This window comes from Acidiferrobacter sp., assembly GCF_054609335.1.
This window is the reverse complement of sequence record NZ_JBTRWP010000016.1, coordinates 1-12,207: the sequence shown is the minus strand read 5'-3', so window position 1 is coordinate 12,207 and position 12,207 is coordinate 1. Positions and strand designations below refer to the sequence as shown.

Below are 12,207 nucleotides of genomic sequence, written 5' to 3'. Positions count from 1 at the left end.
CGCCATGCGTACCCATCCGCGCGTCATAGGGTTCCTGAATCAGGCACTGAACCACGAGTACGGTGCGGTTCAGCTATACCTGACGCAAGCGAGCCTCTGTACGTTGTGGGGCCTCGGCGACTGGGCGGAGAGTTTCCGGCACGAGGCGCGCGAGGAGCTGGGGCATGCGGATCTCTTGAGCCAGCGCCTCTTGCTATCCGGGATCGCGCCGGGCGCGGGGCAGCTACGGCCGCCGCGGCCGGGGCGTGACCTGGCCGAGATGTTGACGCAAGATGCTTATCTTGAGGAGGCGGCGGTAGATCTGTATGCGGAGGCGGCGGCGGTCGCGGCGCGCCTTCGCGACCCTGAAGCGGGCGCGCTCTTTGAACGGCTGCGCGCTGACGAAGAGGGCCATTTGCGCCACTTGCAGCAGCTTTACGCATCGTTGCCGGCGCGCCGGTGAGGGGGGGAAGGTATGGGCACGAATGACGGTTTGGTGCCGGAGGGCTGGACGGAGCAAAAGCGGCCCTTGACGTGGAACAAACGCTTCGATTTCGCGGACTACGCGCAAACAAGGGCCTTTCTCGACTGCTTGGCCACCGTGTCGGAGGGTAGCGGTTACTACCCGAACCTCAATTTCGCCCGCACGCACGCGGTCGTGACGATTCAGTTCGAAGGCGAAGAAGTGGATGCCCGATTGCGGGAATTCGCGGGCAACGCAGATCTGTGCGCCCAACGGCTGCGTAACTAACGCCCGCCATGACGCCGCTTACGATCGCTTTGTACAATGGTAAGGGCGGTTGCGGCAAGACGACGCTTGCGTGGAATGTAGCCATGGGGCTTGCGCGGCGCGAACCCACCTTGCTTGTGGATGCCGATCCGCAGGGCAGTCTCGGTGACTGGGTGAATTGGGCCGACAGCGCGGGGCATTTCGCGATCGCGTTTAAGGACTGGGCGGCGTTTTGTGCGGGCACGCATGACGACCATCGGTACCGAGTGTACGACTGCCCACCGCGCCTTGGGGAAGAAGAGATTCAGGCGGTTCTGGGGCAGGCGGATATCGTGTTGCTGCCGGTGTTACCGTCTCCTCTGGACCTCTGGGCGAGCCGGCGTAGCGCGGAATTGCTGCAGGACTTGCAGGAGCAACGGCCGCGTTTGCGGGCCTATTTCGTACTGAACCAAGTCGAGGCGCACAGCGCGCTGTCGCGGGCCTCGCAATCCGCTATCGCGGCCATGGGTCTGCCGGTATTGTCGGCGTGTATCGGCCGCCGGGCGGTGTATCGTAGCGCGGCACTGGAAGGCTTGAGTGTCTACCACATGGGCAAGCGCGCGACGGCGGCGATGGACGAGATCGAACGACTGATCGAGGAGATCCTGAAATGAGCAACTTGGAAGACAAACTGAGCGCGAGCATCCAGACCCAGCGGCGGCGGCCGGGTACCAACAAGCCGGGCGGAGGCGAGAAGGGCGAGGCGGCGCCGCACGCGGAAAAGCCCCGGGATCAGAAAGCGCGTCCCCAGGAGGACGACTTGAACGCAGGGGGCGGTCGCAGCCCTAACCCGCCGCGTATCTGGCCCGACTGAAGGGGAACGTGCGCGGTCCGCGGAAGGCGCGGGCGTAAGCGCCGTGGAGGCTGATCACCGAAGATACGGGATGCAGAGTCATGGCTGTTCAGTTGGTAGACTACCCGGAGCTCCTCGAGGACCTAGGCGATCATGCCAAAGAGGTTCTGGAGGCAAATTGGCACGAGGCGGCGCGTGTCTTCACGTCGCGTGGGCTCGAGGCCTATCTCCAGGGCGCAAGTAGTCTGAAGGCCCTCGGTCGGGGGAGTGATCTCGTAGTCGCCTTTGTCGAGTCTGCACCGCAAGTGGCGCGCGAGATCGGCGAGCAAGCGGTATTCGAGATGCTCTCGACTGCCATCCGCATGTATTCCAAGACGAGCGCCCAGGTCTTATCGCTGTTTTTCTCAAGTGGTCCAGTGGTGGCCCGCAGGCTCGGTGAGATTGAGCTCTTTCGCGGTTACTTGCTCCTCATCGATCAACTCCTCGCGCAGGCCCCGCAAGGGGTACGGCCCATGCTCGGCAAGATCGACGTCTTGCTCGACCAGATGACCCTGGGCGGCCTGCGCCGCTGGGCCATGTGGGGCGTTTCGGCTTATCGCAACGACTTCGCGGCGCAAGCCGACTTTTTCGGACTGGCGAGCGCGCAGGCGCAGGCCGTGATGCAGAAGGAACGGCGCGGTGTCTTATTCATCGACATCCAGCGTCGCCTGGTAATGTACCTACGGGCGCTATGGGGGCGCGATTTCTTTTTGAGGCCCACATCGGGCGATTTCGAGACGCGTGAGGGCTACCGACCCTATATCGAGGACTACTTCATCTATGTCCCGGATGCCTACGACGATTGGGAAAACGGTCAGGGGGAGAGGACTGCGGCCCTCGAGTTGTTCCGCGCGGCGGCCGCGCACGCGAGCGCACATGTGGTGTTCTCGCGCTTCGACGCGCGCTTCGAGCTTGCGCCGGCCGCCCAGCGTCCATGGATCGGTCTACTCGAAGACGCGTGGGTGGAGCGCCGCGCCATAGGCAAGTTCCCGGGGCTCTATCCCCTGTGGCGTCAACTTGCGACGGTACAAGTTTCGGTCGATAGGGACGCAGAGCCCGATCTTGCCCAGGTCCTCGCGCGCTCGGCGCGTGCCTTGCTGGATGCGGATTATGAGGACGATCACCCGCTGGTCGCTCGGGTGCGCGAGGCCTTTGGGCGCCTCCCGGAGGATGATAGCGATCGTTATACGCCCATCGTGGGGGCGGCCGTGGAACTGGCCGCGCAGGCGGAGGCGGAGGGGTTACGTTACACGCCGGCAGTCGAGACGAGCTTGATCCCCTATCGCGACGACAACCGCTACCTATGGACTCCGCCGGTTTCCGCGAGCCTCGGAGACCCACTCGCCGGTGGTCAGCCGCAGGTGCGTAAGTATGTGAGCATCATGGAGATGATCAACACGGTTGACGTGGAAAACGCAGGCGATGACGCCCAGGAGGTCTGGGTTTTGTCGACCGAGTTCTACGAAGACGATGGGGTGACCCTGAATGAGCGCGAGGGGAAGATACCGATCTCCCAGCCCATGACGTATTCGGAATGGGATTACCAAACGCAGCTCGAGCGGCCCCTGTGGGTGACGCTTTATGAGAAGCGCGCGAAAATGGGCGATCCCGAGGTGGTGAACGGCTTCCTCGAGCAGCAAAAACCCCTCGTGCAGCGTTTGAAGAAACTGATCGAGGCGGTGCAGCCTCAAGGTGTAGTCCGTGAGCGTAAGGTCGAGGACGGGGACGATATCGATATCAACGCGGCAGTGCTTGCGTTGAGCGACATCCGCATGGGTCAGCAGCCCGATCCGCGCATCGGCATCCGCACCCGGCTCCACGTCCGCGATTTGTCGGTGATGCTGTTGATCGATCTGTCGGAATCCACAAATGACACATTGCGTTCGCGCGCCGAGGGTGACGTCACGGTCTTACAGCTGGCGCGCGAGGCGGCGGCCTTGTTAGCCCAGGCCCTGGAGCGCATCGGTGATCCGTTCATGCTCTGTGGTTTTGACTCAAACGGGCGCCATGACGTGGAATTCTATCGTTTCAAGGAGTTCGATGCGCCCTACGATGATAAAGTGAAGGGGCGTCTGGCCGGGATGACGGGCCAGCTCTCGACACGCATGGGCGCGGCCTTGCGGCACGCGGGCACGATCATGGACCGGCGCGCCAGCCAAAAGAAGCTTGTCATTCTGTTGACGGATGGTGAGCCTGCGGACAACGATGTACGCGATCCGCAATATCTACGCTTCGACACCAAGAAGGCGGTCGAGGAGTTGACGCGCAAGGGTATCCGCACCTTCTGCTTGTCCTTGGACCCCTATGCGGACGAATATGTTTCGCGGATCTTCGGGGCGCGGAATTACCTCGTTATGGATCACGTGGACCGGTTGCCGGAGAAGCTGCCGCAGCTCTACATAGCAATGACGAAATAAGTAGGGAAGGACGTAATGGCTACGGGATTGCTCGCGATTTTAGTGCCGGTCTTGCCGATGGTCTCGGCTGCCATAGTGTTGGCATTCTTTCGGGCCAGCAGGCGGCCTGCGGCGCGCTTGAGCGTGGCTGCGATGAGTATCACTTTGGTGCTTGCCCTGACCTTGCTTGTGCACCACATTCTCGCGGGCAGCGCCGCTCAGGTCGAGCCCCTGGGGGCCTTCGGCAGTCTTTGGATCGATCCTTTGAGCCTCATTCTTTGGACTTTCGTGTCGGGGATCAGTCTCATAGTGCACATCTATTCGGTGCGTTATATGGTTGAAGAGCCTGGGTATGCGCGCTTTTTCGCGCTCCTCGACCTTATGACCGCAGTCATTTTGGTCATGGTCTCGGCAGCGGATCTCCTCACCTTGGTCGTCGCGTGGTTCCTGGTGGGCGTCCTGTTGTATTTTCTCCTGGGTCATGACCATAGGCGGGCGGCCGCCGGACGCTATGCGTTCTGGACCCAGATCACATATCGGTTTGGCGATCTGCCTTTATGGTTCGCGGCCTTGATCCTGATCCACACCTACCATAGTGCCTCGCTGCCTGTCATCTTTTCACGCATCCAAGCCGCGCCCCATGTGCAGCTCTGGGGGATACCGGTACCCGAACTCACGGGGTTTTTGCTCGCCACGGCGGCCTTCGCGCGTTCGGCGCAATTTCCGCTGCATATCTGGCTGCCCTATACCATGGATGGGCCGACCCCGGTTTCGGCCTTGATGCACGCTGGCATCGTCAACGCCGGCGGTTTCCTCTTTAATCGCTTCGCACCTTTGTTCGAACACGCCGGGTGGGCCCTGCATTGGACCTTTGGGGTGGGCCTTGCGACCGCGATCATAGGGTCGGGGCTTATGCTCATGCAGAACGACATCAAGCGCTCGCTTGGGTACTCAACCATGGGCCAGATGGGTTTCATGGTCATGGAGTGCGGGCTCGGGGCCTTTTCTTTGGCGGTGTTCCATCTGATTGCCCACGGCTTCTTCAAGGCATCGCTGTTTCTTGGGGCAGGCGATGTTATAGGCGACGCGCGGGCGCATGATGGCGTTCCACCCGATCCGATCTATACCTCGGTGATTGAGCGCCGTCCGGCCAAACCATCGCGGCTACCTTTGCTCGTGGCGGCGAGTCTTACCGTGCTCGTGCCGGTCGTGGTGTTGAGTCTTTCGCACTTCTTCGTCGCGGAGCATCTCTTTTTCGAGCAAGGGGTCGTGGTGCTGCTCTTCTTCGGCTGGGTCACGGGGGCGCAGGCGCTGTTCGCGGCCCACAAGATGTCCCGACAGGACCCCTGGCGGCTCATGCTTGGCATCCTGGCTTCATTTGTCGTGATCGTGGTTGGCTATACGCTGATCAGTCATTATTTCGGCAATTTTCTATATCCCGACGAAAAGATGACCCTCGCGCTCTACAATGCGGCGAGCATTCACCGCCTCTCATTCGATGCGCTCGTGCTTTTTTTGGCGGCGATGTTCGTGGGGGGCTGGGCCCTCACCTTTTTCGCGGACTCGTTTGAATTGGGGCGCGATCTTGGCGGCCGTGGGCGGAGTGTTTATTTAGGGATCTACGCACTCTTGTCGCGCGAGCTCTACGTGGCCGATATCTACGAGCGGCTGGGCCAGATCGTCGTGCACGGGTCGCGGCGCTTGAACGTTTGGCTTGGGTGGTGCTGATATGGGCCTGATGTGGTGTGTACTTGCCGCCGCGTTTTTGCCGCTTTTTCCATTGAGCTGGCTTTTCAATCGCGCGGTGGCGAGCTTGCCCGTCGGCGCCATCCAAGGGGGGGCGGCATTGTTGTTGCCGCAGCTCGGGCTTGCGCTCTTGCATTTGGCCCCGGCGGCCCAAGCCTGGCCGCGTATGGAACGCGACGGGGGGATGGTCGTGGCGACGGTATCGGCGTTGCTTTACGCCGTGCGCGCCCTGAGTGCTCGCGACCTCGGTATCTGGACGCGATTGGTCTTGAGTTCGGGTCTTGCAACTATATGGCTCGCCTGGTGGGCGGGGGCGCCGATTTCGGTGTTACGCGTGATGGCGCTGGGCTGGAGCTTGCCGGCAGCGGTGGCCTTGGTGCTGACCGGCGTATTGGTACGACGCGCAGGGGGTGCCTATATAGGCCTGCAGGGCGGCCTGGTGGCGGTGATGCCGCGCATGACGGTAAGCCTCGTGATTGCGGTCCTCGCGTTGACCGCGACGCCTGTGTTTTCGCCGTTTTTCGCGCTGTGGAGGGGGCTTGGATCGATTTCTGTAGCCTGGCTTCCATTTTGGTTACCGCTCATCTTTCTGTGGGGATGGGCCGCCGGGCGGCTCTTTCAAGATCTGCTCTTTGGCGACTACCGTGGTGAGCCGGTGACTGACATCGGGCGCGCGGGGGTCGTGTTGATCGCCTTGGTGTTTGTGGCGAGCGTGGCTTTGAGCTTCGCGGCGAACGGGGGCGCGTTATGACACTGACGCTCGGTGACCGTTTGAAGGTGCGCGCCATGGTATATGTCGCGAGCGAGCCGATACCACGGTTTTGGCCCATGCGCACCTTCATACACCACAATCCGCTTTATGGTCTGGAGGGCAAGTCCTTCCCCGAGGCGGTGGCAGAAGGGAGTCGCCTGTTTCACGCCCGCGGCTACCTGGAGCGCTCGCAATATCAACGCTATCGCCGTGAGGGCAAGGTCGATGATGGGCATTTGCGCCGGCGGATCGCGGATTTCCTCGCCTCTCGCGCTGATGTCTCTGCGCAACTCGATCTCGAGGCCTGGCTTTGGCATATGGCGACCGCCTGCAAGAAGGCGAGGAGCCTGGAAGGTGGGGATTGGGTCAACGGCTCGAGGCTTGCCGCCGCCCTTAAGGGCGAGGCGGTCGTGGTGTCCGAGGTAGATATCGATCAGTCTTTGCGGGGCATCCTCGCGCATCACTATTCGCCGGAGTCGCCGGTCTACAGGCATGTGGATGCGCTCTTTGGCACGACGATCGGGGCGACCCTGGATGATCTGCTCGCAAAGAGCTGCCTTGATTTCTTCGACGAGGGGCAGTCGGCGTGGCAGGCACCGGGTCGCGAGGCGGGATTCTATCAGGCGTGGAAGGAGCTGGCGCGCCGTAATGCGCGATTTCTTCTGCGCGGTTTGCACCTGCGCCAAGTGCTTGCCGAGGAGGAGACGGCGGAGGGCATGATCGCCTACATCCTGCGGCGGCTGGAGGTCCCGGAGGAGGCGTGGCAGGGTTATATTACGCACGAGCTCACGCGCATGCATGGGTGGGCCGGTTTCATTCGTTACCGCATGAGTGCGCAGCATTATTATTGGGCACAGCGCTACCCGGCGGACCTGGTCGACTTCCTTGCGGTGCGCATGGTGCTCGGCTTTGCGCTCCTTCAGGAGGGAAGCCGGCATCATGGCACGCCGGCCTCCGCCGCCGAGGTCACTTCGCTCCTCAATAGCGAACCACGGCAGGCCTACCTGCGCCACGCGCTTCACGGCGGTACGGTGCTGCCCGCTTGGGCGCACAAGATCGACGACGCCCTGGCGCGGGGGCGCTCGGCGCGGATCGCGCGCATGGCCACGGCCTATGTCGCCGCACGCACCCAATGGGAGAACGAGCGCGCTGGCGCGTCGCTGCGCGCACTCGCGCGCGGTGTCGGCGGGTGCGCGGAAGCGACGCTTGAGTCACTCGACTCGGCGCATCTCGATGGCTTGCTCACGCTGTTGCAGGATTGGGAGGACACCGAGGGCTATATGTGGCTGCAGGCCATGGAGTCGCACTACATCGACGAGCTTGTCGCCAATATCCATCGGCCCCGAAGCGAAGAGCGCAGCGATCGCCGGCCGTTCGCGCAGGCCTTGTTTTGCATCGACGTGCGCTCAGAGCCTATGCGCCGCCACCTGGAGGCCTTGGGGGACTACCAGACTTTTGGGATCGCGGGGTTCTTTGGGATACCGCTTGGCTATCTGGAGTTTGGCAAGGGCAGCGAGGCGCATCTCTGTCCGGCAATGCAGACTCCGAAGAATCTGGTCCTTGAGATACCGGCAGGACTGGATCTGGAGGAAGAGCCCCTCTATGACGCCCTGCAGCACGTCTTGCACGAGCTCAAGGCCTCGGTACTTTCGCCGTTTGTGGCGGTGGAGGCGGTGGGTTTGCTCTTCAGCTTAGGCCTGGTGGGGCGTACACTCGCCCCCCTAGGTTACCATCGTTGGCGCGCACGCTTGCACGCCGGCAAGCCCGTCACGCGGCTCTTGCTCGATAAGTTGAGTCCTGAACAGGGCGATTCCATCATCCGCGCCGTGCAGCGGGCCATGATCGTGCGGGCGCTGGCGCGCGAGTTGCGCATCCCGCGCGATACGGTCACCGACGACGATGTGCGGAACCTGCGAGAGGTGGCTCTAGGCCGCGAGAAGGGGCCGAGCGCGCTCGCCCAACGGCTAGGCATGACGGACGCCGCGGAGCGCGACTTCCTGGAAAAGTTGCGCGGTGTCTACCGCATCGATCGTGCGGTGACAAGCCTGCAGATGGGACGTTTGGGGCGCATCGGCTTTAGCATTGAAGAGCAGATGCGATATGTGACCCAGGCCTTGCTCTCGATAGGCCTCGATCGCAATTTCTCGCGCTTCGTGCTCTTGATCGCCCATATGAGCCAGAGCGAGAACAACCCCTACGAATCAGCGCTGGATTGCGGCGCTTGTGGCGGTGGCAAGGGGCTGCCCAATGCCCGTGCCTTGGCGACCATGGCCAATAAGCCGGAGGTTCGGCGCCGCTTGCGTGAGCGCGGTATCGTGATCCCCGAGGACACGTGGTTCCTGCCGGCCATCCATAATACAACCACCGACGAGATCGAGCTCCATGACCTCGATCTCCTGCCGGCACGCCACCTCCTTTATCTCGAGCGGCTGCGCAGCGGTTTGAACGCCGCAAGCCGCCGCTGCGCCGCGGAACGCATGCCGCAACTTGGGATCGGGTCGCGGCTGGCAGCGGATCCTTTGGCGGCGGCGGCGCTCGCGCAACGTCAAGCCCACGACTGGTCGCAGGTGCGCCCGGAGTGGGGGCTTTCGCGGAACGTCTACGCCATCGTCGGTCGGCGCAGTCTTACTGAGGGAGTCAATCTGGACGGCCGCTCCTTCTTGCAGTCCTATGATTATCGTCTCGATCCGCGTGGCCGCCTTCTGGAGAACATTCTCACGGGCCCCTTGGTGGTGGGGGAGTGGATCAATCTGGAACACTATTTTTCAGTGGTCGACACGGAAAGCTACGGGAGTGGCAGTAAGGTCTACCATAACGTCGCCGGACGTTTCGCGGTGATGACCGGGAATCAAAGCGACCTACGCACGGGCCTCCCGACCCAGACCGTACTCAAAGACGGTCAACCGTATCATGAGCCGCTGCGGCTCATTGCCTTGGTGGAGGCGCCTCTGGAATTTGCCCAGCGGACTGTCGGGCGCATCGCCAAGGTGCAGGCTCTCATTAAGGGCGGCTGGGTGCGGCTTTTGGTCCTCGACCCCGAGGACGACTATCGGGTGCATGTCTTGGACGATGGCGCGTTCACCGTCCACCCGCGCACGGCGCATAGTGTGCAGGCGCCGTCCACGAACCCAGTTTTGGAGGCTTAATCATGAAATCCTTGAATCTCAGTCCTTTGAAGAAACTCGAGATCATTCTTGAGGGTGTCCACAAAGAGTTTGCGACGGATCTTTTGGATCGCGCGGGCTTGAAGGGCTACACCATCGTTGGCAACCTCTCGGGCAAGGGCAGCCATGGCATGTATGAAGGCCATGTCATGTTCAACGAAGACGATGCGCTCATCATGATCATAGCCGCGGTGGGCGAAGAGCTGGTGCGGCCCATCCTCGAGGGCTTCGCGCCCTTTTTCGAGCAGCATACGGGGGTGGTGTTCGTCTCCGATATTCAGGTCAGCCGTCTCGTGAAGTTCAAGAGCTGACGGTCGCCCGTCGCTGATTCCACTTAAAGAGGGTCTCCCATGTCTGATCTGGAAAAGCAGTACCGCATCGAGAAAGAGCCGTATTACAAGGAGGTGAGCGACGAGGTTGCGCTCTTCGAGGCCGCCTACGCCGCGCGTCTGCCCATGATGGTGAAGGGACCCACGGGCTGCGGCAAGTCGCGTTTCATTGAATATATGGCTTGGCGGCTCAAGCGGCCGCTCGTGACCGTCGCGTGCAACGAGGATATGACCGCGTCGGACCTCGTGGGGCGTTTTCTGCTTGACAAGGATGGCACCAAATGGCAGGACGGCCCGCTCGCGACGGCTGCGCGACTGGGTGCCATCTGCTATCTGGATGAGGTCGTCGAGGCGCGTCAGGATACGACGGTAGTCATCCACCCGCTCACGGACCATAGACGCAACCTGCCTTTGGACAAGAAGGGTGAGTTGATCCACGCGCACCCCGATTTTCAGTTAGTCATTTCCTACAATCCCGGCTACCAGGCGGCGATGAAGGATTTGAAACAGTCGACCAAGCAGCGGTTTGGGGCTTTGGATTTCAATTACCCCGATCGCGAGATCGAGATTGAGATCGTGGCCCACGAATCCGGAGTGTCGATCGATGTGGCGGGGAAACTCGTATCGGTCGCGGAGCGGTCGCGGAATCTGAAGGGCCACGGGCTCGACGAAGGGTTGTCCACGCGCATGTTGATCTACGCGGGATCCTTGATGCAAAAGGGCGTCGACCCGCTCGCCGCTTGCAGCATGGCTTTGGTACGGCCGATGACCGACGATCCAGACATGCGTGACGCCCTCGACGCTGCGGTGGGGACCTTCTTCTGAGGAGTCGGTCTCAGGTGGGTCGGTGTGTAGGCGGGACGCCTCGCGATGATTGCGGCCCACGGAGCTGCGATAGTCCGGGATATCGGTATCTGTTAAAATCGTTCGATTGTTTTGTGTGACCTATGATCCAGCTTCGCACCTACGTTTATATCGACTCGCTCCAGCCTCAGCTCGCAGCCTATATAGGCAGCGTCTCGCAGGGCTTCCTGCCCGTGCCTGGGGATGCGGCGCTGTGGGTGGAGGTGTCGCCGGGCATGGCGGTGCATAGGCTCACCGACATCGCCTTGAAGGCAACGAGGGTGCATCTCTCGCAGCTTGTGATCGAGCGCGAGTTCGGGGCTATGGTCATCCATCATCGCGATCAGAGCGATGTCCGAGACGCAGGGCAGGCGGTTTTGGCGCGCCTGGGTGCGGGTCAGGAGGATCGCAAGGCCTGCCGGATCACCTGGAGGGAGATCATACGCGGCATGATGCCGGACCATACTGTGCTCATCAACCGGCAGAACCGCCGTGGGTCCATGATCCTCCCCGAACAGAGTATGTTCATCCTGGAGACCGAGCCTGCGGGGTATATCATCTATGCCGCTAACCAGGCGGAAAAGGCCGCGAATATCACTTTGGTCGACGTGCGCGCGGTGGGTGCCTACGGGCGTATGATTATCGCTGGGCGCGAGGCGGACATCGACGAGGCGGCGGCCGCGGCGGTGCACGCGATACAGAACCCCTCCTGGACCTGAAGCATGGACCGCCGCGAGCTGCAAGACGCACTTTGCCGGTACCGTAGCCGTTTTCCTGAGGAGGGCGCTTACGCACGGCGTGCCTGCCGACTGCTTTCGGAGTCGCCGCACTGCTTCGATCGCGAGGCCGAGGGTCTGCATGTGACGGGCTCCTCCTGGGTTCTGAATCCGCGGCGCGATGCTACCTTGCTCGTACTCCATCGCAAGCTCGATCAATGGTTCCAACCCGGCGGCCACGCCGATGGCGACGAGGATGTGCAGCGCGTGGCGGTCAGGGAGTGCAGCGAGGAGACGGGCGTCCCGATCACGGGTATCCGGTTTCTTTGCCCCGAGGTCTTTGATATCGATATCCATAGAATACCGGCCATGCGCCAAGATCCCGAACACGAGCATCTCGATATTCGCTTCGTAGTGGAGATAGACGATACCCTACCGCTTGTCGGGAACGAGGAGTCGTATGAACTTCGATGGGTGCCGTTGCGTGAGGTGGGTCGCTATAACCGCGAACGTTCTCTTCATCGGCTGGTTGTCAAAAGCGCGCTCTGGCATAGACGCCTCGCTTGAGGGCCGGTCCCCGCGGGCGCGGGCTTGGTGCCCGGGCTCGCGCATGGCATGAGGGGTTTTCCGCTAGACCTTAGGCTCGCTGCCAAAACATCATCCCCTAGATAATGCAAGGGGT

The 12,207-nt window shown here is 61.8% G+C and carries 12 protein-coding genes; all 12 read left to right on the top strand.

Annotated elements, in window-relative coordinates; genetic code table 11:
* Positions 1–4: 4 nt before the first annotated feature.
* The 12 genes from ACYCTF_RS05915 (at position 5) to ACYCTF_RS05860 (ending at position 12,092) form a co-directional block, all read left to right on the top strand.
* On the top strand, positions 5–442 hold the full coding sequence (locus ACYCTF_RS05915) for a ferritin-like domain-containing protein (protein WP_461283649.1): 438 nt from the start codon (positions 5–7) through the stop codon (positions 440–442).
* A gap of 12 nt (positions 443–454) precedes the next feature.
* Positions 455–730, top strand: coding sequence for a hypothetical protein (locus ACYCTF_RS05910; protein ID WP_461284654.1), 276 nt, complete (start codon positions 455–457; stop codon positions 728–730).
* Positions 731–738: 8 nt separating this feature from the next.
* The gene (locus ACYCTF_RS05905; RefSeq protein ID WP_461283647.1) at positions 739–1,362 is read left to right on the top strand and encodes an AAA family ATPase; all 624 of its coding nucleotides are present in this window, start codon (positions 739–741) and stop codon (positions 1,360–1,362) included.
* Positions 1,359–1,562: a hypothetical protein gene (locus ACYCTF_RS05900; RefSeq protein WP_461283646.1), complete on the top strand. Its 204-nt coding sequence runs from the start codon at positions 1,359–1,361 to the stop codon at positions 1,560–1,562. The genes ACYCTF_RS05905 and ACYCTF_RS05900 overlap by 4 nt, the downstream gene beginning before the upstream one ends.
* Positions 1,563–1,642: 80 nt before the next feature.
* Complete coding sequence (locus tag ACYCTF_RS05895; protein WP_461283645.1) at positions 1,643–3,997, top strand: nitric oxide reductase activation protein NorD; 2,355 nt, start codon at positions 1,643–1,645, stop codon at positions 3,995–3,997.
* A gap of 15 nt (positions 3,998–4,012) precedes the next feature.
* The gene (locus ACYCTF_RS05890; protein ID WP_461284653.1) at positions 4,013–5,704 is read left to right on the top strand and encodes an NADH-quinone oxidoreductase subunit 5 family protein; all 1,692 of its coding nucleotides are present in this window, start codon (positions 4,013–4,015) and stop codon (positions 5,702–5,704) included.
* A 1-nt stretch (position 5,705) separates the two neighbouring features.
* The gene (locus ACYCTF_RS05885; RefSeq protein WP_461284652.1) at positions 5,706–6,473 is read left to right on the top strand and encodes a hypothetical protein; all 768 of its coding nucleotides are present in this window, start codon (positions 5,706–5,708) and stop codon (positions 6,471–6,473) included.
* Entirely contained in the window at positions 6,470–9,619 is a 3,150-nt protein-coding gene (locus ACYCTF_RS05880) for a DUF2309 domain-containing protein (RefSeq protein WP_461283641.1), read from the top strand. Before ACYCTF_RS05885 ends, ACYCTF_RS05880 begins: the two co-directional genes overlap by 4 nt.
* Positions 9,620–9,621: 2 nt before the next feature.
* A complete protein-coding gene (locus tag ACYCTF_RS05875) occupies positions 9,622–9,948 on the top strand; it encodes a P-II family nitrogen regulator (RefSeq protein ID WP_461283640.1) in 327 nt (108 codons plus the stop codon).
* A 39-nt stretch (positions 9,949–9,987) separates the two neighbouring features.
* Positions 9,988–10,791, top strand: a complete 804-nt coding sequence (locus tag ACYCTF_RS05870) for a CbbQ/NirQ/NorQ domain-containing protein (RefSeq protein WP_461283639.1) — start codon at positions 9,988–9,990, stop codon at positions 10,789–10,791.
* A gap of 122 nt (positions 10,792–10,913) precedes the next feature.
* A complete protein-coding gene (locus ACYCTF_RS05865) occupies positions 10,914–11,528 on the top strand; it encodes a BMC domain-containing protein (protein WP_461283638.1) in 615 nt (204 codons plus the stop codon).
* A 3-nt stretch (positions 11,529–11,531) separates the two neighbouring features.
* The gene (locus ACYCTF_RS05860) at positions 11,532–12,092 is read left to right on the top strand and encodes an NUDIX hydrolase (RefSeq protein ID WP_461283637.1); all 561 of its coding nucleotides are present in this window, start codon (positions 11,532–11,534) and stop codon (positions 12,090–12,092) included.
* Positions 12,093–12,207: the final 115 nt, after the last annotated feature.

Excerpts from the sequence above, each read along its gene's own strand:
- ACYCTF_RS05865 (WP_461283638.1), top strand. The coding sequence starts at position 10,914 with ATGATCCAGCTTCGCACCTACGTTTATATCGACTCGCTCCAGCCTCAG.
- ACYCTF_RS05885 (WP_461284652.1), top strand. The coding sequence starts at position 5,706 with ATGGGCCTGATGTGGTGTGTACTTGCCGCCGCGTTTTTGCCGCTTTTT.
- ACYCTF_RS05870 (WP_461283639.1), top strand. The coding sequence starts at position 9,988 with ATGTCTGATCTGGAAAAGCAGTACCGCATCGAGAAAGAGCCGTATTAC.
- ACYCTF_RS05880 (WP_461283641.1), top strand. The coding sequence starts at position 6,470 with ATGACACTGACGCTCGGTGACCGTTTGAAGGTGCGCGCCATGGTATAT.
- ACYCTF_RS05875 (WP_461283640.1), top strand. The coding sequence starts at position 9,622 with ATGAAATCCTTGAATCTCAGTCCTTTGAAGAAACTCGAGATCATTCTT.
- ACYCTF_RS05895 (WP_461283645.1), top strand. The coding sequence starts at position 1,643 with ATGGCTGTTCAGTTGGTAGACTACCCGGAGCTCCTCGAGGACCTAGGC.
- ACYCTF_RS05915 (WP_461283649.1), top strand. The coding sequence starts at position 5 with ATGCGTACCCATCCGCGCGTCATAGGGTTCCTGAATCAGGCACTGAAC.
- ACYCTF_RS05890 (WP_461284653.1), top strand. The coding sequence starts at position 4,013 with ATGGCTACGGGATTGCTCGCGATTTTAGTGCCGGTCTTGCCGATGGTC.
- ACYCTF_RS05860 (WP_461283637.1), top strand. The coding sequence starts at position 11,532 with ATGGACCGCCGCGAGCTGCAAGACGCACTTTGCCGGTACCGTAGCCGT.
- ACYCTF_RS05900 (WP_461283646.1), top strand. The coding sequence starts at position 1,359 with ATGAGCAACTTGGAAGACAAACTGAGCGCGAGCATCCAGACCCAGCGG.
- ACYCTF_RS05910 (WP_461284654.1), top strand. The coding sequence starts at position 455 with ATGGGCACGAATGACGGTTTGGTGCCGGAGGGCTGGACGGAGCAAAAG.
- ACYCTF_RS05905 (WP_461283647.1), top strand. The coding sequence starts at position 739 with ATGACGCCGCTTACGATCGCTTTGTACAATGGTAAGGGCGGTTGCGGC.